We start from the raw sequence: 21493 nt of genomic DNA, 5'->3' as shown, positions 1-21493 counted from the left end.
ATCTGGCGCACTTTCGGCCAGCCAGGCTTCAAGGCCCTTGCTGGTTGCGGACCGGATGCCATTGAGGTTGAGTGTGGTCAGTTTAAACAAGGAATTCCCCATGTCATCAGAGCAGGTTCAGGATCCGCTGGCGCAGGCATTTGTGCAGTTTGCGGTGGACTGTGGTGTGTTGCGTTTTGGCGAGTTCAAAACCAAAGCGGGGCGTATGAGCCCCTACTTCTTTAACGCCGGGCTGTTTGACGATGGCGCCAAACTTGACCGGCTGGCACAATTTTATGCCCAGCGGCTGCTGGCCAGCCCGATCGAATTCGACATGATTTTTGGCCCTGCCTACAAGGGTATCCCCCTTGGCGCCGTACTGGCCGCGGAGCTGGCGCGGCGCGGTCGCAGTGTGCCTTTTGCCTATAACCGAAAGGAAGCCAAGGACCACGGCGAAGGCGGCACGCTGGTGGGGGCACCGTTGCAGGGGCGGGTGCTGATTGTTGACGATGTGATGTCAGCCGGCACCGCCGTGCGGGAGTCGATTGCGCTGATTGAGTCTGCGGGTGCCCGACCCCACGCGGTGGTGATTGCGCTGGACCGGCAGGAGAAGGCAACCGAAGGCGGTCAGGACGTGCCGCACAGCGCAGTGCAGTACGTACGTGGCACGCTGGGGCTGAAGGTGGCGGCGATTGCCCGGCTAGACGACCTGATGCAGTTTTTACAGCATCAGGATACGCCGGCATTGGCGAGCGCCCACCAGCGGGTGCTGGCCTACCGGGCACGGTACGGTGTGACTGATTGACTGCGCCTGGATATTTTTCATAGCACTGGATTGAATATGGTCAAGCGCTAGGGGCCTATTTTCCAGTTTTTTTGGCCTTGCGTGGCACACGGGCGACGGGGCTGTGAAGCCATCCTCGCACTGTCAATGATTCGGAAATTGGTTATCGCCACGCCCCCTGTGTTTCTGAGTAGTGACAAACTTTGTGGGTGGCTTGTGACAGCACCATGAATGCGCAAACCACCGAGTTGCCGTAGGGATGGTGTTGAACTGGCACTCGACAAGCCAACGGCCTGCCGCATGTTCGAGATGCCACCAGATCGGACGTTGATTTTGTGGCCCCGCGGGCTGATGTTTGCATCGACGGGCCGCAAAAACAGCCTGGTCTTGCCGGCTTGCAAGGGCATCGCCTGCAGGCCCCTGAGAAAACATCTAAGGCCAAGGTCCAGCCGAGCGATTGAGGCAACCGGGCCTTGCCTGTCATCAATAGAATGGACGGTAAATTGCCGCTGGTTCAGCGCATAACAGATCTCATGCTTACTCCAATTCAACTCGAAGCCAGGTTGAAGTTTCTGCCGGTTGCGCCACACACCGTTTTATCGGTTGCAGGCGATGTCGAGTCGATGCTCGGTTACAACGCCAGCCTGCTTCTGCAAGGGAAGGTGTCGATCATGGCTCTGGTCCACCCTGACGATCAGGATGTGCTGGATGCCATGTTGTGCATTGAGCCGCCGTCTGCCGCCCAGCCACAAACCCACGTCAGCAACTTGCGCATGCGCCAGGCAAATGGCCGTATCCGCTGTCTGGTTGCCGAATATGACCACCAGTTGACGGCGGCTGGTGCGGTTCTCAACCTGCGTCTGCGCGATGCCAAAAGCCTGTTTGACCCGACGGATGCACTGGCTGCCAACCCCGGTTTTCGCTCGATGATGGAAAGCACCAATGATTTCATTTTTTTCAAGGATCGACACCACGTTTTTACCGGCGCCAGCCAAACCCTGGTCAGCGTAACCGAGCCCTCGACGCACTGGACCGACCTGATCGGACAAACAGATTACGACGTGTTCCCCGAGGAGTATGCCGATATCTATTACCGCCTGGAGAAGCAGGTGTTCGCGGGAATGACGGTGGCGCATGAGATTCAGGAATACGCGACCCTTGACGGCTCCAAAGGGTGGGTTGACAACCGCAAGCATCCGATCAGGAATGCGCAGAGTGAGATTACCGGTCTGTTTGGCATCGCCCGCGTGATCACCGATCAAGTCAGGGCCGAACAGGCATTGCGGCGTGAGCGGGAATCGCTGCAACTGATTTTGGACTATGCGCCGATCGGAATCTGGCTTCAGGATGGCCAGGGCAAGATGGCCTTCGTCAATAAGGCGTTTTGTCAGGCCACCGGGATTTCGGAGGCGCAGTTTCGGTCGGTTGACCATTACGGCGAGCTGATTGCGCCGGAGTTCCGGCCGCAATGTCTGGACTCTGATGCCAAGGCTTTGGCCAGTGCCGACGTCAGCGTCACGCACCAGCGCCTGCCATTCGTTGATGGTCAGATCCATGACCTGCGCGTCATCAAGGCCGTCAAGCGGGATGGCGATCAACGCCCGGTGGCGCTGGTCGGGTTAAGCCTGGATATCACCGAAGAGATCAGGAAAGAACAGGCGCTTCGATTTGAGCGCGACAGCACCCGCAACATTCTGGCGACGGTGGAAGCGATGATTGTCGCGCTTGACACCGAAGGACGCATCACGCTGGCCAACCGCAAGGCGTGCCAGCTCTTGGGCTACACCGAAGACGAGTTGATCGGTCAGGATTGGTTTGCCACCTGCCTGCCCCACAGAATCGATGTCAACCAGGTGCGCAAGGTGTTCCAAATGGCGTTGGCGGGCGACCTGGCTGGTTCCGAGTACTTTGAGAATCCGGTACGTACACGCAGCAATGACGAGCGCCTGATTGCCTGGCACAACAGCACCATACGCGACAAGGACGGCAACATCATTGGTGGCCTGTCAGCTGGCGAGGACATCACCGAGCGCAAGCAAAAAGAGCACGAACTGCAGCAGCGCGAGCAATATCAGCGTGCCTTGCTCGACAACTTCCCTTTCGCTGTCTGGCTCAAGGACACCAAGAGCCGTTTTCTCGCCGTCAACCAGGGGTTCGCGCAGTTGTTCGGCCAACGCCACTCTGCCGACCTGGTCGGCAAGAACGACTTCGACATTGCACCCGCTGATTTGGCCGAGGGCTACCGGAGCGACGACCGGGCCGTGCTCGCTTCCGGGAACAAGAAGAACGTCGAGGAAGAGATCGTCGATGCCGACGGGACGCGAAAATGGTTTGAGACCTACAAAGCCCCGGTTTTCGACGGTACCGGTGGCGTGGTAGGCAGTGTCGGATTTGCTCGCGACGTCTCCGAGCAAAAACGGGAGCAACGTCGTCTCGCCCTGGCTTTGGACGCGTCGAAGATCCTGATTTGGGAAATGGACTTCACCACCGGCAAACTGGGCTACGACAGCAGCGACATGATCGATCTAGGCCTGGATAAGGCCGATGCCCCTGATACGCTGGCAGGCTGGCAGGCGCGGGTGCACTCCGATGACCGCACGCGATTCACCGAGAAAATAGCGCGGGCTCTGCAACCGGACGACACCCGCGGCTTCGATTTTGAGTACCGCTTCGACGACCACGCTGGCGGCTACCGATGGCTGCAAACGGTGGGCCGGGTGGTGCAGCGTGATTCTGTGGGGCGCCCTCTGTTCGCAGCAGGCTATTCGGCTGACATTACCGAGCGCAAGCAGGCGGCAATCGCGCTGCTTCACGAAAAGCAGTTTTCAGAAGATTCCCTGAATGCCCTGCCCGGCGTTTTCTACATGTTTGACGCGACCGGCCGCTTTGTGCGCTGGAATCATCAGTTCAGCCAACTGACTGGCTATACCGATGTCGAACTGGCAAGCATGCGGGCCACTGACTTTTTTGCCGGGGATGACCGGCGGCAGGTGGTCGAAGCCATGCACCGGGTCTTCACGCAAGGGACGGCGGAAGTCGAAGCGGATGTCCAGACCAAGGATGGACGCAAACTGCCCTACCACCTCCAAGGGCACCGTAGCACCATTGGTGATCAACTCTACCTGCTGGGTGTTGGCCTCGATATCAGTGAGCAGCGCCGCACACAGCAGGCGATGGAAATTCAGCGTACGCAACTGCAAACCCTGGTGAATACCATCCCCGATCTGATCTGGCTGAAAGCGGGAGACGGCACCTATCTCGCCTGCAATCCGGAATTTGAACGTTTTGCCAACGTGACTGAAAGTGACATTGTCGGCAAAACCGATTACGACTTCGTGTCCAAGGAGCTGGCCGACTCCTATAGCGCACAAGACCGCGCCGCCATTGCTGGCGGTGCGGCAACCCGCAACGAAGCATGGACCACCTGTGCCAGCGACGGCCGCCGCGTTTTGCTGGAGACCACCAAAACGCCGATGCGCATGCCAGACGGCCGACTGGTGGGTGTTCTGGGGATTGGCCATGACATCACTGAGCGCGCGGCGCACCAGAAGCAACTCGAACACATTGCCCATTTCGATACCCTGACCGCTCTGCCCAATCGTGTCCTGCTGGCTGACCGCCTGCACCAGGCCCTGGCGCAAGCGCAGCGCCATAACAAAGTGCTGGCGGTGGCCTATATTGATCTGGATGGATTCAAGGCGATCAATGACCAATACGGTCACGATGTGGGGGACCGCATGCTCACCGCGCTCGCCGGCCACATGAAAGCATCATTAAGGGAGGGCGATACGCTGGCGCGTTTGGGGGGTGATGAATTCGTCGCAATTCTCCTGGATCTGTCGGATGTCGAATCCTCAGCGCCCTTGCTTTCGCGCCTGATCGCAGCGGCGGCAGAAGTGGTTTACGAAGACGGCAATGCCCTGCGGGTTTCGGCCAGCCTGGGGGTCACTTTTTACCCACAGGCGGATGCCATTGATGCCGAGCAACTGCTGCGTCAGGCCGATCAGGCGATGTATCAGGCCAAGCAATCTGGGAAAAATCGTTATCACGTCTTTGATACCGAACACGATCGCAGCGTGCGCGGTCATCACGAAAGCCTGGAGCGCATCAAGCAGGCGCTGGACGAGCGGGAGTTCGTTCTGTATTACCAGCCCAAGGTGAACATGCGCACGGGTGTCGTTGTCGGCGCTGAGGCCCTGATCCGCTGGCAGCACCCAGAGAAGGGCTTGCTGCCACCAGTCACCTTTTTGCCGCTGATTGCCGAGCATCCACTGGCCATTGAGATTGGCGAATGGGTGCTGGATGTCGCCATGACGCAGATCGAGACCTGGAAGGCTGCCGGCCTGGTGCTGCCGGTCAGCGTCAACATTGATGCCATCCAGCTGGAGCAAGCGGATTTTGTTGAGCGCTTGCGCCAGCAACTGTCGAGGCACACTGGGGTCGTGGCCGGCGACCTGGAGCTCGAAGTGCTGGAAACCAGCGCACTGCAAGACATCGCCCATGTTTCGGGCGTGATCCTGGCTTGTCACGAGATGGGGGTTGGGTTCGCGCTCGATGACTTTGGTACGGGCTATTCTTCGCTCACCTATCTGAAGCGTCTACCTGCTGGCATGCTGAAAATTGACCAGAGCTTTGTGCGCGACATGCTGGAAGACCCCGACGATCTGGCGATTCTGGACGGCGTACTCGGTCTGGCCAGTGCATTTCGCCGTCAGGCGATCGCCGAAGGGGTGGAAACCCTGGCCCATGGCGAGGTCCTGCTGCAGCTCGGCTGCCCGCTGGTACAAGGCTATGCCATCGCGCGCCCCATGCCGGCTGCTGCCATACCCAATTGGCTGGCAACCTGGCGTCCGGATGTGGCCTGGTTTGGCCGTGCACCGATCCGGCGCGAAGACATGCCCATTTTGCACGCCTGGGTGGAACATCGCGCCTGGATCGCGCATGTTGTGAGCTACTTGAACGCTGAACGCAGCGACTCGCCGCCCCTGGATTGCAAAACCTGCCGTGTTGGGCAATGGCTTGGCCACGCCCGCGAGCAGCATGCCGATCATTCAGCAGCCATCGCGGCGATTGAACCTTTGCATAGCGAAATCCATGCTTTGGCGACAGAGATGTTCAGCCTGAAGTCATCTGGCCAGTCGGATGCGTTGCTGGCGCGAATGGAGGATTTTTACCGCTTGCGCGACCGTTTGCTGGCGCAGCTGTTGGCAATGTTGCGGTAACAAGGCCGGGAATAGGGCTTATTCAAGAAGGTTTTTGGCTTCTGGCCCTAGCCTGACTGACAGCAATGGGCACGAAGCTCACCAACGGCAATCCCAATGAAAGACCGGTCTCACGGGTACAGCAGTCACTGGACTTCTGATGTTTGAACACCCTCGCCCGACCTTGGACGAAGCCTCGAGCGCAGATTCACGGTGCACGTCAGCACCAGCCCAACCACTACACAGCAGGTACGGTCGCCGGTCAAGCTTTAACTTGTATAGCAAATAACCCAATATCAAGAAGCGCTAGAGCCACTTTATGTCAGAAAACAGTGGGGGACAGTCGCCCTGATAACCTCTTTCACCCGACCCCGCCTCACCCCAGTTTTTGACGCAGCACCTCATTGACCTGCTGCGGGTTGGCCTTGCCCTGGCTGCCTTTCATGATCTGGCCGACCAGCGCATTCAGCGCCTTGGCGTTGCCGCCACGGTACTCGGCCACATTCTTCGGGTTGGCCGCCAGCACGGCATCCACAATCTTTTCCAGCGCGCTGCTGTCGTTCATCTGCCTGAGGCCCTTGGCCTCAATGACCGCATCGACCCCGCTTTGCGGGTCTGCCCACAGCGCATCCATGACCTGACGCGCGGCGTTGTTCGAGATGGTGCCATCATGGATGCGCCCGATCAGCTGCGCCAACTGCGCCGGTTTGACCGGGCAGGCGCTGATGTCCTGCTCGGCGGTGTTGAGGCGACGCGAGATCTCGCCCATGATCCAGTTACCGACCAGTTTGGCTTGCCCGCAGGCTTTTGCAGCCGCTTCAAAATAGCTAGCTACCTCACGGCTCTGGGTAAGCGCTGAAGCATCATAATCCGATAAATCATAGGCAGTGATAAAACGTGCAGCCATGACACGCGGCAGCTCGGTCATCGCCGCACGCACTTGCTGCACCCACTCGGGCGCCACCACCAGCGGAGGCAAGTCTGGGTCGGGAAAGTAGCGGTAGTCGGCCGCGTCTTCCTTGCTGCGCATGGCACGCGTCTCGCCGGTATCGGGATTGAACAGCACGGTGGCCTGTTGGATGGCACGGCCGTCTTCAATTTCGTCAATCTGCCAGCGGATCTCAAAATCGATCGCCTGCTGCATGAACTTGAAGCTGTTAAGGTTCTTGATCTCGCGCCGTGTGCCCAGCGGCGCACCGGGCTTGCGCACCGACACGTTGGCGTCACACCTGAAGCTGCCTTCCTGCATGTTGCCATCACAAATGCCGATCCAGGTCACGATCTTGTGCAACTCCCGGGCGTAGGCCACAGCCTCGGCGGTGGAGCGCATGTCGGGCTCGGTCACGATCTCGAGCAGGGGTGTACCAGCCCGGTTCAGGTCGATACCGGTCTGACCAATGAAGTCTTCGTGCAAGGACTTGCCCGCATCTTCCTCCAGATGGGCGCGCACCAAGCGTACTGACTTTTTCTCGTCGCCCAGGTAAAACTCAACCGAGCCACCCTGCACCACCGGAATCTCAAACTGGCTGATCTGGTAGCCCTTCGGCAAATCGGGGTAAAAGTAATTCTTGCGCGCAAAAATGCTGCGCGGCGCAATCGTGCTGCCCAGCGCCAGGCCGAGCTTGATGGCACATTCGACTGCACCCTTGTTCATTACCGGTAGGGTGCCAGGCAGGGCCAGGTCCACCGCACACGCTTGGGTATTGGGTTCGGCTCCAAAAGCGGTCGCGGCCCGACTGAAGATTTTGGACTGTGTGGCGAGCTGGGCGTGGGTTTCAAACCCGATGACCACCTCGTAGCCCCGCACCAGCAGGGACTTTGTTGTGATGCTTGTGTCTGCTGGCGTACTCATGGACGCACTCCTGTTGCTGGCACCGCCGGCTTGACGGTGTGCCATTGGGTGTCCTGCTGAAATCGATGCGCCACATTGAGAAGGCGCGACTCAGTCAGGTGGTTGCCGATCAATTGCATTCCGACTGGCATGTTCCCGTCCCCAAAACCCACCGGCAGACTCATGCCCGGCAAACCGGCCAGTGAGGCCGGCAAGGTAAAGATGTCGGCCAGATAGTCTGCCAGCGGGTCGTTGCCATGGCCGCCGAGTGCCCAGGCCACCGTCGGTGCCACCGGGCCGGCAATCACATCACATTGCTGGAACGCCTGTTGGAAGTCATCTGCAATCATGCGACGGATCTTCTGCGCCTGCAGATAGTAAGCATCGTAATAGCCATGACTGAGCACATAGGTGCCGATCATGATGCGTCGCTTGACCTCGTCGCCAAAGCCCTCGGCCCGCGTTTGCTCGTACATGCCGGTCAAGTCCTTGAATTCTTTGGCACGGTGGCCAAACTTGACCCCGTCAAACCGGCTCAGGTTGCTGGATGCTTCGGCCGGCGCAATGATGTAGTACACCGGAATCGACAGCTCGGTGCGCGGCAGCGAGATCGGCACCAGCCGCGCGCCCAGGTTTTGGTAAGTTTTCAGCGCTGCATCCACCGCGGCGCGGACATCGGCGCTCAAACCTTCACCAAAAAACTCGTCGGGCACACCAATTCGCAGGCCGTCAATGCTGCTGTTGAGCTGGCTGGAATAGTCTTCTGGTGCAATATCCAGTGAGGTGGCGTCGCGATCTGCATCAGGCCCACACATCACCGACAGCAGCAGCGCACAATCCTCGGCACTGCGCGCCAGCAGGCCAGCCTGGTCGAGACTGGAGGCAAATGCCACCATTCCGTACCTTGAAGCGCGCCCGTAGGTCGGCTTGATGCCGGTGATGCCACAAAAGGAGGCCGGCTGACGGATGGAGCCGCCGGTATCGGTACCGGTTGCGGCAGGTGTCAAGCGCGCAGCCACTGCGGCCGCGCTGCCGCCCGAGGAGCCACCTGGGGTGCGATGCGTGTCCCAAGGGTTCCTGACAGGGCCATAGGCCGAGTTTTCGTTGGCCGAGCCCATGGCGAATTCGTCACAGTTGAGTTTGCCCAAGGTCACCGCACCCGCCTGTGCCAGCCGCTCCACCACGGTGGCATTGAATGGCGAACGGTACCCCTGCAGCATCTTTGATCCAGCGGTGGTGACAAAGTCCCGGGTTACAAAAATATCCTTGTGCGCGATCGGCACCCCGGCAAGCGCGCCGGCCGTGCCATCCGCCAGACGGCCATCGGCCGCCCGGGCTTGCGCCAGCGTGACTTCGGGCGACACATGCAGGAAAGCACCCAGTTCACGATGGGCCTCCATGCGGCCCAGGAAGTGCCGCGCGGTCTCCACGGCAGAAATTTTGCGCTGGCGCAGCTGGCTGGCCAGTTCAGTGACCGTCAGGTCATGCAGATCGGTAGCAATGGTCATGGTAGGTGCCGCCCCGGTTTACTCGATAACCTTGGGAACCAGGAAAAGCCCTGACTCCACGGCCGGTGCATTCTGCTGGTTCGCCTCGCGCTGGTTGGACTCGCTGACCACATCGTCGCGCAAGCGCAGGGCCATGGTGCCGGTCACATCCACCGGATGCGCCAGCGGCACGATGCCGGTGGTGTCGACGGCACGCATTTTCTCGACAATGCCGAAAAAATCATTAAGTTGCGAGCACATCCGTACAGATTGCTCCGGTTGAAGACCCAGCCGGGCCAGATGGGCCAGCCGGTCGATGTCAGTAAGGGTCAGGGACATGGTTTTTTTTGATTGCAGCAATCAGGTAATCGTGATGGTTGACCATCCGCAGAAATAGTTATACACAGGCAATAGGGTATTATCCCGCCTTTGGGCTGCAGCCTGAATCGGCATGGTTTACTGCCGAAAATTCACCATTTTGAACACATTACAGGGCGACATGCGGGCCGAAGCGCCCCTTGTGCCCAGAGGATATTCGCATGTTTGGAACTTTCCGTCAGTACTTCTCGACTGACCTGGCCATTGACCTCGGCACCGCCAACACCCTGATCTACGTCAGGGACAAGGGCATCGTACTGGATGAACCTTCGGTGGTGGCGATCCGCCATGAGGGCGGCCCGCAAGGCAAGAAGACGATTCAGGCCGTCGGCAAGGAAGCCAAGGCGATGTTGGGCAAGGTGCCCGGCAACATCGAGGCGATCCGCCCCATGAAAGACGGTGTGATTGCCGATTTCACGGTGACCGAGCAGATGCTCAAGCAGTTCATCAAGATGGTGCACCCGCGCAGCGTATTCCGGCCCAGCCCGCGCATCATCATTTGTGTGCCCTGCGGTTCAACCCAGGTGGAGCGCCGCGCCATCCGCGAGTCGGCTCTTGGCGCCGGCGCCAGCGATGTCTATTTGATCGAAGAACCCATGGCGGCCGCCATTGGCGCTGGTTTGCCTGTGTCCGAGGCCTCCGGCTCGATGGTGGTCGATATTGGCGGTGGCACAACGGAAGTTGGGGTCATCTCGCTGGGTGGCATGGTCTACAAAGGCAGCGTACGTGTGGGTGGCGACCGGTTCGATGATGCCATCATCAACTACATCCGGCGCAACTATGGCATGCTGATTGGCGAGCCCACCGCAGAGGCCATCAAGAAAAACATTGGCAGTGCCTTCCCTGGCAGCGAGGTGCGCGAGATGGAAGTGCGTGGACGCAACCTCTCAGAAGGCGTGCCGCGCAGTTTCACAATTTCAAGCAACGAGATCCTCGAAGCGCTCACCGACCCGATCAACAACATTGTGTCTGCCGTCAAGAACGCGCTGGAGCAAACCCCGCCTGAGTTGGGTGCGGACATTGCCGACCGCGGCATGATGCTCACCGGTGGCGGTGCCCTGCTGCGCGACCTGGACCGCCTGCTGGCCGAAGAAACCGGCCTGCCGGTGCTGGTGGCCGAAGACCCACTCACCTGCGTGGTGCGGGGCTGTGGCATGGCGCTGGAGCAAATGGAGCGCCTGTCCTCCATCTTCACCAGCGAATAGTCAGGCAGTACAGCGATGCCACTGGGTACGCTGGACGGCACGCCGCCACCTTTTTTCCGCCAGGGACCATCGGCGCTCAGCAAGCTGGTTTTTTTCAGCCTGATCTGTGTGGCATTGATGGTCGCCGACCTGCGCTTTCGGATCGCCGATCCGCTGCGGGTGGCGGTGGCAGCTGCTTTGTACCCGCTGCAATGGCTGGGTTTGCAACCGGTGCGGCTGATTCAGAACACCAGCCACTATTTCGAGTCGCTTTCACAATCACAGACCCGTGAGGCTGCGGCGCAGTTCAAGCTGGGACTGCAGTCCCAGCGTGCGCTGCAGGTGGAGCAACTGACCCTGGAGAACACGCGCCTGCGTGCCTTGCTGGAGATGCGCGAGCGCGTGGCTGCACCGGCACTGGCGGCGCAGGTGCTGTACGACGCCGCTGACCCGTACACCCGCAAAGTGATCATCGACAAAGGCTCAATCGCCGCCGTGCAGGCCGGCTCACCCGTCGCTGACGAGACGGGTATTCTGGGTCAGGTGACACGGGTGTATCCACTGCTCAGCGAAGTGACGCTGATCACCGACCGCAACCAGGCCATTCCGGTCCTCAATGTTCGGACCGGCGCACGCGGGCTGGCGTTTGGCAACAGCGTGTTGCGTAGCGGTCAGCTTGAGCTGAGGTTCATGGACGCCAATGTCGACATGCAAAACGGAGACCTGTTGACCACCAGTGGCGTGGATGGGGTTTACCCACCAGGGGTACCGGTGGCGCGGATCGCCAAAATAGAACGGCGCGCCGACTCGGCATTCGCACGCATACATTGTGAACCGGTGGCACGGGCAGCGGGAAGTCTGCATGTCCTGGTCCTCAAGCCCGTGGCAGGGTCGATCCCGCCTCCGCCGGACCCCGTTCCTGGCAGGAACCCGCCGAATTCCGGAGCCAGGCCATGATCATGCCCAAAGGGCAGCAATTGCTGCTGCCGGCCAACCCGGTTTTTATCTGGGGCAGCCTGCTGAGTGCGATGACGCTGGACATGCTGCAAAACATGGCGCTATGGGGACGCGCCGCCTGGCAGCCCGAACTGCTGGCGCTGGTGCTGGTTTTCTGGACCATCCACCAACCCCAGCGCATTGGGGTGGCTGCGGCCTTCGTGCTGGGCTTGTGTATGGATGTGCATCAAAGCGCCTTGCTGGGTCAACATGCCCTGGCGTACACGGTACTGGTCTTTTTGGCGATCGGCATTCACCGCCGACTGCTGTGGTTCAGTGTCCCCAGCCAGGCGGCGCAGGTTTTCCCGCTGTTTGCGGTGGCCCATGCACTGACCTTGTGCGTGCGCCTGCTTGCGGGTGATGACTTTCCCGGCGGCTGGATCGCGCTGGCTCCAGTACTCGAGGCCCTGCTTTGGCCGGTCGTCAGCGTGTTGCTGCTGCTGCCGCAGCGCCAGGCACCCGATCCCGATGCCAACCGCCCGCTGTGAAACACGATGACGGTCATCCGCAACGTTCAGGCCGAGTTATCACGATTCCGGTTGCGCGTGCTGGTCGCAAGCATCGTCGTGGCCGTGTGTTTTGGACTGGTGGTGGCCCGCCTGATTTACCTGCAGGTGCTGCGTCACGACGAGTTGCGAGCCCAGGCCGAGAACAACCGCACGGCGGTGGTGCCCATCGTGCCCAACCGGGGGCTTATCCTGGACCGCAATGGCATCGTTCTGGCCACCAACTACTCTGCCTACACACTGGAGATCACGCCGTCGCGGGTGACTGACCTGGAACGGACCATTGATGAGTTGTCGCAGGTGCTGGAGATCACTGCGCGTGACCGCAGGCACTTCAAGAAACTGCGCGATGAGGCCAGGAATTTTGAATCGCTGCCACTGCGCAGCCGACTGAGCGACGACGAAGTGGCCCGCTTTGCCGCCCAGCGCTGGCGCTTTCCCGGCGTTGACATCAAAGCCCGCCTGTTCCGGAACTACCCCTACGGTGAACTGGCCAGCCACGTGATTGGCTATATCGGTCGCATCAACACTGCCGAGAAAGAAGCCATTGAAGAGTCGGATGACCCGGCCAACTACCGGGGCACCGACTACATCGGAAAGCTCGGCATCGAGCAAAGCTATGAGAGCCAGTTGCACGGCATTACCGGTGTGGATGCCATGGAGACCTCGGCCGGCGGGCGAGCCACCCGACGCCTGGCGAGCCAGGACTCAACGCCGGGCAACACCGTCCGACTTTCGATCGACATCAAACTGCAGAAGCTCATTGAAGACATGTACGGTGAGCGCCGTGGTGCATTGGTGGCAATTGACCCCAAATCGGGTGAGGTGCTGGCCTTTGTCAGCAAGCCGACGTTTGATCCCAACCTGTTCGTCGAAGGCATTGACCAGGAGAACTGGCAGTTGCTCAATGAGTCCCCCGACCGCCCTTTGCTCAACCGGGCGCTGCGTGGCACCTACCCCCCCGGCTCGACCTACAAGCCCTTCATGGCGCTGGGCGCTTTGCAGACCGGCACCCGCGGGCCGTCGGTGCTGATCAATGATCCGGGCTACTACATGTTTGGCGGACACCGCTTCGGCAGTCCGGAGAACGAGCGCGGTGGCATCATGGACATGCGCCGAGCCATCGTGGAATCCAGCAACGTCTACTTTTATTCGCTGGCCAACGAAATGGGGGTCGACACCATCCATGACTTCATGAGACCACTGGGATTTGGCCAGATCACCGGTATCGATATCCTTGGCGAGGTACGCGGTGTGCTGCCCAGCCAAGACTGGAAACGACGGTATTACAAACGTCCGGAACAGCAGAAGTGGTATGCGGGCGAAACCATTTCGCTCGGCATTGGTCAGGGCTACAACAGTTTCACCATGCTGCAAATGGCACAGGCCACCGCCGTGGTGGCCAATAACGGCATCAAACACGTACCCCATCTGGTGATTGCGATTCAGGACACCAGCACCCAGGTCAGTGTCCCGGTGGCACCGACGCCAGCGCAAAACCTCGGCTTTCGCCAATCCGACATTGACCTGGTGCGCCAAGCCATGGTGGGGGTGACGCAAGGGGGCACATCCACCCGGGTTTTTGCCGGTGCAGCCTACCTCAGTGGTGGCAAAACAGGGACCGCGCAAGCCGTGTCTCTGGGCAAGAACGAGAAGTACAACGCCGCACGCATGGCCGAGCGGCATCGTGACCACTCACTCTACATTGCTTTTGCGCCAGCAGATGACCCGAAAATTGCCCTGGCAGCGATTGTCGAAAACGCCGGTTTCGGCGCGGCATCGGCCGCGCCGATCGCGCGTCGGGTTTTCGATTACTGGTTACTCGGTCTGCACCCCACAGAGGAAGACATGAACGCCGTCAGCAAGGGTCAAGCCACCGCCCCGATCGGCAAACCGCGACTGGCGGCCGAAATGGCATGGCCATCAAGCCGTGCTTCCGAGCCCCTTGCCGCACCGGCACCTGCGGCATCGACGCCGGTGAACGCTGCTGCATCCTCACCTGCTGGCGCGGACGCAAAACTCAGGCAAAGGTAATCCGGTCACGACCACCTTGTTTGGACTGGTAAAGCGCCGCATCGGCCCGCGCCACCAGGCTGTGGCTGTCGTCATCAGCTTTCATGGCAGACATACCGCCGGAAATGGTCACGGTCAGGACCACCTCCTGGGTGCGCCGATCGCGGATTTTCAGGGCTTTGGTCCGGGTGCGTACCAGTTCCGCCATTTTGCTGCATTCATCCTTGCTGCTGTCGGGCAGCATCAGCGCAAATTCTTCCCCCCCGTATCGAGCCACACTGGCGTGCGGGCACACACTCAGACAACTCTTGAGCACTTCACCCAAAGCCTGCAAAACCCGGTCACCCATGACATGGCCATGGGTGTCGTTGACCTTCTTGAAATGGTCGAGGTCAAACATGACCAGCCAGTGGGCACGGTCCGTGCCGGTTGGCTGCCCCATCATGGCGGCCAGCTTGGTTTCAAACCCTTTGCGGTTGAGCACTTGCGTCAGCGCGTCCACCAGCGACTCATCACGCACCCGGTTCAACTCACTTTGCAGCCGTTGAATTTCAATCTGGTTGTTGCGCACCTCAGACTCCAGTGCCTGCGCGGAACGCCGCATCAGCGTCGTGCCTTCAATCGCCTGCGTCATCGCAGGCGACACCAGTTTGTCACTGACACCCTGCAGTTCAGCCGCCAGACTCTCCAGTTGAGCGCCAAATTTTCCCGCCTGCCCACCCGTGTCAGAGGCGGCCGTCCCCAGCGTTTTCATCACCAGTTGCAACTCGTCACCGATACGGTGCATGGCCTGTGGGTCAACCTCGGCTACATGCGAGTGGTACAGGTTCCACAAGTCCATATCACCAAGCCGCGGCTGCGTCTGCAACAACGCATCAATGGCCTGGTTCAGCTGATGGTTGATCCCGGCCGCATACTCAAACCAGACAGTAAAAGTGAGTGGATTGAACGCCGCATCATGTTGCCCCATGCGTGCCAGAACAATGCGCAGCAACTCGGCGCTTTTTTCCTTGGACTGGGTGTACTTCTGCGGTTTGTTCATGGCGATCGGGGTGGGCAATGATACTGCGCTATTTCAGAAAGGCATCTGCCCCCGTTTTCAGAATCAGGGCAGACACCACCAGCAGAAATACCACCCGGACAAAACCGGTGCCATGTCGCAGCGCCATGCGAGTCCCCAGCAGACTGCCCAGCACATTGGCCGCCGCCATCACCAATACAAAATGCCACCAGATGTGTCCCTTGGCAATGAACAGCAGCAGTGCCGACAAATTGGTGGCGGTATTGATCAACTTGGCGGCGGCAGAGGCGTTGAGAAAGTCGTAACCCATCAAACGCACAAACAGGAACACCAGAAAACTCCCGGCCCCGGGCCCGAAAAACCCGTCGTAAAACCCGATCAGCAAACCGATGCCGACGCCGATCGACTGCTCGCGACGTCCCGCGTACTGGGGTCGGTGTGAACGCCCGAGGTCCTTCTTCAACAAGGTGTAGAGCAGCACCAGCAGCAACACAAATGGCAGCACGCGGCGCAAAAAATCGGGTGAGATCACCGTCACCAGCCAGGCACCGGCCAACGACGCCAGCAAACCTGCCGCGGCAGCGGGCCAAAGTGCTGACCAGCGCATCTCCACCCGATGGCTGTATTGCCAGGTGGCAAAGGCCGTACCCCAAACCGAGGCGCCTTTGTTGGTGCCAAACAAGGTGGCCGGATGCGCTGCGGGAAAGGTGGCAAACAATGCCGGCACCAAAATCAGACCACCGCCTCCCACAATCGAATCCACAAACCCGGCAAACAGACTGGCCAACGAAACAATCAGGTATTCCATGCCCGGATTGTCGCACCCTGAAGTGCCGTCAGTCACTCTGCTTTTTACAGCAATGAGTGTCGATGAATACTGGGCTCGTGGCTTGTTTGGATCATTTCTTTGCGCACCTCCCAAAACCAGCCTGGCGACCCGCCTTCAGCGTGAATGGCGATGTTGCCGCGCTTTCAGGGTCGACGCGACGGTGCCCGTGCCGTCAGTCATGCGCGGCAACCAGCCCCGCAAAGCCTGCGGGCTGGCGCGTGCACCGCTCGACACGTAATCCGCCAGCAAGGCCTGACGCACCGTTTGCAGCGGCAAGACCTGGCACAGGTAGCCAAACAGGGCATCCACCAGCCGCTCCGGTGTCAGTTGGTGGGTGCTGCCAAGCTGTTGCCACAACCAGTCCGAAAAATCCATGAAACGCCAGAACGCTGAACCCGCCCTGGCCCCGGTTGCCGCGTCAGGCCCGCCGCCCGCCACGACTGCCTGCGGTACCGTCGCTGGGTCACCTGTTGCCAGCAACAGGGACAGGGTGAGCACAAAGCGACCGGAATTCGCCAGCAGATCCCAGTACCGCGCGAAGCGGACGAATCGCTGCATGCTGGCGGCATCGATCAATGCGGTTTGTGTCACCTGATAGGGCGGCTGCGAGGCATACACCGTGCCATGGGTCTGGTCGTGGCGGGTCATCGGCGCACCACGCAAACGCTTGAGAATACCCAGCTGGATTTCCTGAGGGCCGATGGCCAACAAGCGGTCAAAACCCTCCGCAAAACTCTGCAGACTTTCGCCGGGCAGTCCGAACACCAGATCGGCATGCAGATGCGCATGGCTATGTGCGAGCAGCCAGCGCATGTTGAATGCAGTCGCCTCATCGTCCTGACGGCGCGAGATGTTGCGCTGCACCTGCGGGTTAAAGCTCTGCACCCCCATCTCCAGTTGCAGGACACCTGGAGCAAACTGTGCCAAGTGCTCACGCAGCCTCTGGTCGAGGCGGTCCGGAACCACCTCAAAATGCAGGGACACGGGCTGACCGGGCGCCCCACTGGCCTGTTTGTCGAGAAAGAACTGCAAAATGCGCAGCGCGTTGTCCCGGCGCAGGTTGAATGTCCGGTCGACAAACTTGAAGTGCCGGGCACCCCGCTGGTACAGCACCTCCAGTGCGGCCAGCACCTGCGTCAGATCAAAGGCCCAGGCGGTTTTGTCGAGCGCACTCAGACAGAATGCACAGTGAAACGGGCAGCCTCGTGAGGCCTCTACATACAGCAGTCGATGCGCCAGGTCAGCGCCGGTGTATTCGCCATAGGGCAATTCAAGCTGCGCCAGTTCCGGCTGCACCCCGGCCATGATCTTGGGCTGCGGCTGTCCGCCTTGCAACAGGTCGCGGCACAGGCAGGCAAAACTCACCTCACCCCAACCGGTGATCACATGGTCAGCCAGCGCCACAATCGCTTGCCCGTCGGTCTCGTGGCTGACTTCCGGGCCGCCCAGCACCACCCGTAGCTGCGGCCGGGCCAGTTTGACCAGACGCAACAGCTCCGTCGTCGCCACAACGTTCCAGATGTACACGCCCAGACCAAGCACCTGCGAGGTCTGGCCCGGACCCTGCGGCTCATCGCCGAGCAAGTGCAACAAGTCAGCCAGCAGCTCATGTGTTGGTCGGGCAACGGTGTACTCGCGCAACACCGCCTGTGCACGCAGACCCGCACCACCATGGCGATCCAGGTTGGCCAACAGACAACGTAGTCCCAGAGAAGCGTGGATGTAGCGGGCATTGAGCGTGCACAGCACAATGCGTGGCGCCACGGCAACTTTATGAGTCAAATTGCCTTTTAGCCCAATATTCACGGAACTTTATTGCTATATTTTTTAAAACAATTCAACCCACAATGGCGTCAAAATTGCCATTCAGGGGGCATATGCCTCAAGCCCCACCACACCGATCTTCTCCAGTCCCATGCGCTGCGCTGCGCTCAGCACCGCGGCCACCGTGTCGTACTTGGCTGCGGCGTGTGCACGGACGTGGATCTCAGGGGGCTCGGGCAGTGCCGCCGCTGCCTGCAGGCGTGCATAAAGAGTGGCCCGATCTGACAGGACCTGGCCGTTCCAGCTGATCTGGTGGTCGGCGCCCACCTCAAGCCTGACCACTTGGGGTACCGGGGTCGGTGCCGTCGGTGCCCCCGCCGGCAGCTCCATATGAACCGCGTTGAGCTGGATCGGAATGGTGATGATCAACATCACCAGCAACACCAGCAGCACATCGATCAAGGGTGTGATGTTGATGCCTGAAGACAAGCTCAGGTTCTCCAGATCGGCATGATCAGCATAGTCAATCGCCATGGCCAGACGCTCCAGGTGGTTCCGTGACAAAGCCGACACGCGCCAGACCCGCCGCCTGCGCTGCCTGCAGCACTCGCGCCACCGCCGCGTAGTCGGCACGCGCGTCACCACGAATATGAATCGGCGGTTGTGGCTGGCGCGCCGCCACCTCTCGCAAGCGCTCAGACAGGGTTTGCGGGTCCTGGATACGACTGTCAAACCAGTAGGTGCCTCCCAGCGCATCCACCGAAATCAACACCGCCTGTGCCTCACCCTGCTGCAGCTGGTTGGCCTGTCTGGGCAAACGCACCACCACCGAGGTGTTGATGACGGGCACGGTGATCAGGAAGATGATGAGCAATACCAGCATCACGTCCACCAGGGGTGTCGTGTTGATTTCGGACAGCATGGTGTCGTCAGCCAGATCACCCTCCTTGAACACGATGGCCATGGCTCAGGCCACCTGCTGCTCGGTATTGTTGCGCGCTTGTTGTTCAAGCTCCTCCAGCAACTGGGTGTGCAGCTCGGACCCGAATCCGCGCAGGACGTGCAACGTGACCCGGTTGCGACGCACCAGCCAGTTGTAGCCCAATACGGCGGGCACCGCAACCGCCAGGCCGAGCGCGGTCATGATCAAGGCCTCGCCCACCGGCCCTGCGACCTTGTCAATCGATGCCTGCCCGGACACACCAATGGTGACCAGCGCGTTGTAGATGCCCCAGACGGTACCAAACAGACCGACAAACGGAGCCGTGGCACCCACCGTTGCCAGCACCGACAGCCCGTCCTGCGCGCGCATCTGCAACGAGGTCACGCTCGCCACGATGTCCTGACTCAGCCAGCTGGCCCGGTCGACCTGACCGGACAGACCGGCATGGCGGTCGCTTGCCTTCAAGGCCGAGTCGACCAGCAGGTAAAAGGGGCTGCCGGCTGGCAAGGTCTGCACCCGGCTGGTCAGCGGTGCACTGCCACTGAGCACCCGCTGCGCCGCCAATGACTGGGCGGCCAGGCGCCGCTGCTCGATCAGCTTGGCCACCATGATGTACCAGCTCAACAAGGACATGATCAGCAGCACCACGATGGTCAGGCGAGCCACCCCATCGCCCTGCGCCCATACCGACCGAAACCCATACGGTTGACGTGGTGCCGGCGCATCTGCCACCGGCGCCACGATACCGGCGCTGGACAGGCTGGTCGCTGAAATCAGGGTGTCGGCTGACACCGGCGACGAGACCGCCGCCACGGGTGCAACGGCCGGCCCGGCGGTTTGCCCAAATACCAGCGCCGGCAGCAGCGCACATGCCAGAGTCGCTGCGCCGATACGCCAGCGGACCAAGTTAACAAAACGGTGCATCATGGGATGAATCCTCGGGAAGAGTGAACATTAGCGGGGCATACGGCACTTGCCGGTCGCCGCCGAATACGGCAAGGTGATCAAGCCGATCAGACTGCCGCCTGGGTTGGGGGCAATGCAATCCGGCAAGGCCGCACCCGCCACACCGTCAGCCAGCGGGTCTCGCGGGGCGCGCCCGCCATTGATCTGCTCATTGGCCAAATCGGCCAGACTGCGTTGACCAGGCCGTGCCTGCATCAGATTGGGAAAGCTGCGCGGCGGACTGCGTATCGACGGCCCGGCGGGAACCGCAGTGGCCACACTGCTGCTGCTGGCGGTCGCTGCTGGCCCCGCTGGACCAGTGACGAGCGATGGCACAGGCGCACTTTGGATCGGTGTGGCAGGTGTGATGGCAGCCGGACGCGGCGGTGCAGCAGTTGCAACAGGCGCCTGGCGCAGGTCGACCTGTGGCAGTCGCTCAGGCGTCAGGGCCGGCCCCACCGGCGCAGCGGGGGCCGGTGCAGGCTTGACTTCCGGCGGCGGCTGCAGTGCTGCCACCGGCTCAACCGGCGTCTCACGCGGCGCCGGGGCTGGCAAAGCCGGGGCGGTCGCCGTCACCGGCGGCTCGCTGGCCTCGCGCAACGCGGGGGCGGTCGGCTGCGGCAGCGGCGGCACCTTTGGCACAGGCGTTGCCACCACCGGCATGGGCATGGGCTCGGCCACTGGCACTTCAACCGGCACGGGTTCAGGCACCGGCTCAGGCACCTGTGGCAACGCCTTGGTGATCGGCTCCTGCCGTGGCACGGGTTCAGGTGGCACGGTGAGCACCGGTGTTGGAACCGGTTCTGGCGGGCTTTTCGGTGCTGGTGGCGGTAGCACCGGCTTTGGGACGACTGGCTGCGGCTGTGGTGCTAAGACAGGCGGCGGCACGGTGATGCGCTTTTGAAGCGGCGGTGCCGTCACCGTGACAGTGGGTTTCCTGGCGTCCCATTGGGGCGGCTCAGGCTTGGGTAGGACCACTGGCTTGGGCGGTGGCTCCTGGGGCAGCGTGATCGGCTTGAGATACTGCACAATCTGCTGGCTGACCTGAACGGCCGGGCCCGATTGCAGCAGCAGCACCAGCAGACCCAGATGCAATACCCCGGTGACCAGTGCCGCCGGCCGTGACACTGGCGACCGCTGCAGGTCAGACAGATCAGCACGCCTTGGTGTGCAGCTCATAGACACCGGTCAGGCCCGTTCAAGCCGGTTGGGGCGGGTCGCCCAGCCGCTGCTGCCCATCGACGTACAACCAGCGACCGTTTTCCCGTACAAACCGGCTGATTTCGTGCATCCGGACACCGCGGCCCCTGTCACGGTAACGGGCCACAAACTCGACCACCCCTGCGTCGACGCTGGCCTGGCTGTCACGCACCTCCAGGCCCAGCCACTTGACTGGCGCAAGCTCAAGTTCTCCCGGCACCGTATCCGGATGCCAGGTGGCCAGCAAATAGTCAACCCGAGCCAGAACATAGGCACTGTAACGCGCACGCATCAGCACCTGCGGGTCGGGCGGGTCAATGCCCTGGTTCCAGCCATCGTGCCAGACGGCGCAGCAGGCGGCGTAACTTTGCCCACTGCCGCAGGGACATGGAGCGGTTGATGAGAGGCTGGCGACTTTCATGGGTTCAATGG

Annotated in this window: 17 protein-coding genes and 1 pseudogene; 6 read left to right on the top strand and 12 right to left on the bottom strand. The window is 60.8% G+C overall.

What is annotated here, in order from left to right:
• A pseudogene (locus KBF66_RS04865) lies at positions 1–102 on the bottom strand (exodeoxyribonuclease III); the annotation flags it as partial.
• Here KBF66_RS04865 and pyrE point away from each other — a divergent pair.
• Positions 101–784, top strand: a complete 684-nt coding sequence (gene pyrE, locus KBF66_RS04860; protein WP_296653155.1) for an orotate phosphoribosyltransferase — start codon at positions 101–103, stop codon at positions 782–784. The pseudogene KBF66_RS04865 and the gene pyrE sit on opposite strands and share 2 nt — an antisense overlap.
• Before the next feature lie 512 nt (positions 785–1296).
• Positions 1297–5985, top strand: a complete 4689-nt coding sequence (locus tag KBF66_RS04855; RefSeq protein WP_296653152.1) for a PAS domain S-box protein — start codon at positions 1297–1299, stop codon at positions 5983–5985.
• A 355-nt stretch (positions 5986–6340) separates the two neighbouring features.
• On the opposite strand, the gene gatB is transcribed toward KBF66_RS04855, so the two are convergent.
• The 3 genes from gatB to gatC are packed head-to-tail and all read right to left on the bottom strand — an operon-like array spanning position 6341 to position 9621.
• Positions 6341–7816, bottom strand: coding sequence for an Asp-tRNA(Asn)/Glu-tRNA(Gln) amidotransferase subunit GatB (gatB, locus tag KBF66_RS04850; protein ID WP_296653148.1), 1476 nt, complete (start codon positions 7814–7816; stop codon positions 6341–6343).
• The gene (gene gatA, locus KBF66_RS04845) at positions 7813–9303 is read right to left on the bottom strand and encodes an Asp-tRNA(Asn)/Glu-tRNA(Gln) amidotransferase subunit GatA (protein ID WP_296653143.1); all 1491 of its coding nucleotides are present in this window, start codon (positions 9301–9303) and stop codon (positions 7813–7815) included. Before gatA ends, gatB begins: the two co-directional genes overlap by 4 nt.
• An 18-nt stretch (positions 9304–9321) precedes the next feature.
• A complete protein-coding gene (gene gatC / locus KBF66_RS04840) occupies positions 9322–9621 on the bottom strand; it encodes an Asp-tRNA(Asn)/Glu-tRNA(Gln) amidotransferase subunit GatC (RefSeq protein WP_296653140.1) in 300 nt (99 codons plus the stop codon).
• A gap of 200 nt (positions 9622–9821) precedes the next feature.
• On the opposite strand from gatC, the gene KBF66_RS04835 reads away from it, so the two are divergent.
• The 4 genes from KBF66_RS04835 to mrdA are packed head-to-tail and all read left to right on the top strand — an operon-like array spanning position 9822 to position 14380.
• The gene (locus KBF66_RS04835) at positions 9822–10865 is read left to right on the top strand and encodes a rod shape-determining protein (protein WP_296653135.1); all 1044 of its coding nucleotides are present in this window, start codon (positions 9822–9824) and stop codon (positions 10863–10865) included.
• 15 nt (positions 10866–10880) lie between these two features.
• Positions 10881–11801, top strand: coding sequence for a rod shape-determining protein MreC (gene mreC, locus KBF66_RS04830; RefSeq protein ID WP_296653130.1), 921 nt, complete (start codon positions 10881–10883; stop codon positions 11799–11801).
• Entirely contained in the window at positions 11798–12328 is a 531-nt protein-coding gene (gene mreD / locus KBF66_RS04825) for a rod shape-determining protein MreD (RefSeq protein ID WP_296653126.1), read from the top strand. Before mreC ends, mreD begins: the two co-directional genes overlap by 4 nt.
• Before the next feature lie 6 nt (positions 12329–12334).
• Positions 12335–14380 (top strand): penicillin-binding protein 2, encoded by a 2046-nt coding sequence (gene mrdA, locus KBF66_RS04820; RefSeq protein WP_296653122.1) that lies wholly within the window; start codon positions 12335–12337, stop codon positions 14378–14380.
• Here mrdA and KBF66_RS04815 read toward each other — a convergent pair.
• From KBF66_RS04815 to KBF66_RS04780, 8 genes are all read right to left on the bottom strand, one after another.
• Complete coding sequence (locus KBF66_RS04815; protein ID WP_296653117.1) at positions 14367–15401, bottom strand: GGDEF domain-containing protein; 1035 nt, start codon at positions 15399–15401, stop codon at positions 14367–14369. The genes mrdA and KBF66_RS04815 overlap by 14 nt on opposite strands.
• Before the next feature lie 28 nt (positions 15402–15429).
• Positions 15430–16188: a TSUP family transporter gene (locus tag KBF66_RS04810; RefSeq protein ID WP_296653113.1), complete on the bottom strand. Its 759-nt coding sequence runs from the start codon at positions 16186–16188 to the stop codon at positions 15430–15432.
• A 135-nt stretch (positions 16189–16323) separates the two neighbouring features.
• Entirely contained in the window at positions 16324–17973 is a 1650-nt protein-coding gene (locus KBF66_RS04805; protein ID WP_296653109.1) for a radical SAM protein, read from the bottom strand.
• 102 nt (positions 17974–18075) lie between these two features.
• The gene (locus tag KBF66_RS04800) at positions 18076–18507 is read right to left on the bottom strand and encodes a biopolymer transporter ExbD (RefSeq protein WP_296653104.1); all 432 of its coding nucleotides are present in this window, start codon (positions 18505–18507) and stop codon (positions 18076–18078) included.
• Positions 18497–18937 (bottom strand): biopolymer transporter ExbD, encoded by a 441-nt coding sequence (locus KBF66_RS04795; protein ID WP_296653099.1) that lies wholly within the window; start codon positions 18935–18937, stop codon positions 18497–18499. The genes KBF66_RS04800 and KBF66_RS04795 overlap by 11 nt, the downstream gene beginning before the upstream one ends.
• 3 nt (positions 18938–18940) lie before the next feature.
• On the bottom strand, positions 18941–19843 hold the full coding sequence (locus KBF66_RS04790; protein ID WP_296653094.1) for a MotA/TolQ/ExbB proton channel family protein: 903 nt from the start codon (positions 19841–19843) through the stop codon (positions 18941–18943).
• 27 nt (positions 19844–19870) lie between these two features.
• Positions 19871–21040: a hypothetical protein gene (locus tag KBF66_RS04785; RefSeq protein ID WP_296653091.1), complete on the bottom strand. Its 1170-nt coding sequence runs from the start codon at positions 21038–21040 to the stop codon at positions 19871–19873.
• Between the two features lie 19 nt (positions 21041–21059).
• Positions 21060–21482 (bottom strand): YchJ family protein, encoded by a 423-nt coding sequence (locus KBF66_RS04780; protein WP_296653088.1) that lies wholly within the window; start codon positions 21480–21482, stop codon positions 21060–21062.
• Positions 21483–21493: the final 11 nt, after the last annotated feature.

It is taken from the genome of Rhodoferax sp., assembly GCF_018063565.1.
GTDB lineage: Bacteria > Pseudomonadota > Gammaproteobacteria > Burkholderiales > Burkholderiaceae_C > Rhodoferax.
Note: the sequence above shows the minus strand (reverse complement) of the source record. Positions and strands in the feature narration are given on the sequence as shown.

Excerpts from the sequence above, each read along its gene's own strand:
- KBF66_RS04790 (WP_296653094.1), bottom strand. The coding sequence starts at position 19,843 with ATGATGCACCGTTTTGTTAACTTGGTCCGCTGGCGTATCGGCGCAGCG.
- KBF66_RS04780 (WP_296653088.1), bottom strand. The coding sequence starts at position 21,482 with ATGAAAGTCGCCAGCCTCTCATCAACCGCTCCATGTCCCTGCGGCAGT.
- KBF66_RS04810 (WP_296653113.1), bottom strand. The coding sequence starts at position 16,188 with ATGGAATACCTGATTGTTTCGTTGGCCAGTCTGTTTGCCGGGTTTGTG.
- KBF66_RS04795 (WP_296653099.1), bottom strand. The coding sequence starts at position 18,937 with ATGGCCATCGTGTTCAAGGAGGGTGATCTGGCTGACGACACCATGCTG.
- KBF66_RS04835 (WP_296653135.1), top strand. The coding sequence starts at position 9,822 with ATGTTTGGAACTTTCCGTCAGTACTTCTCGACTGACCTGGCCATTGAC.
- gatC (WP_296653140.1), bottom strand. The coding sequence starts at position 9,621 with ATGTCCCTGACCCTTACTGACATCGACCGGCTGGCCCATCTGGCCCGG.
- gatB (WP_296653148.1), bottom strand. The coding sequence starts at position 7,816 with ATGAGTACGCCAGCAGACACAAGCATCACAACAAAGTCCCTGCTGGTG.
- KBF66_RS04800 (WP_296653104.1), bottom strand. The coding sequence starts at position 18,507 with ATGGCGATTGACTATGCTGATCATGCCGATCTGGAGAACCTGAGCTTG.
- mreD (WP_296653126.1), top strand. The coding sequence starts at position 11,798 with ATGATCATGCCCAAAGGGCAGCAATTGCTGCTGCCGGCCAACCCGGTT.
- mreC (WP_296653130.1), top strand. The coding sequence starts at position 10,881 with ATGCCACTGGGTACGCTGGACGGCACGCCGCCACCTTTTTTCCGCCAG.
- KBF66_RS04815 (WP_296653117.1), bottom strand. The coding sequence starts at position 15,401 with ATGAACAAACCGCAGAAGTACACCCAGTCCAAGGAAAAAAGCGCCGAG.
- KBF66_RS04855 (WP_296653152.1), top strand. The coding sequence starts at position 1,297 with ATGCTTACTCCAATTCAACTCGAAGCCAGGTTGAAGTTTCTGCCGGTT.
- gatA (WP_296653143.1), bottom strand. The coding sequence starts at position 9,303 with ATGACCATTGCTACCGATCTGCATGACCTGACGGTCACTGAACTGGCC.
- mrdA (WP_296653122.1), top strand. The coding sequence starts at position 12,335 with ATGACGGTCATCCGCAACGTTCAGGCCGAGTTATCACGATTCCGGTTG.
- KBF66_RS04785 (WP_296653091.1), bottom strand. The coding sequence starts at position 21,040 with ATGAGCTGCACACCAAGGCGTGCTGATCTGTCTGACCTGCAGCGGTCG.
- pyrE (WP_296653155.1), top strand. The coding sequence starts at position 101 with ATGTCATCAGAGCAGGTTCAGGATCCGCTGGCGCAGGCATTTGTGCAG.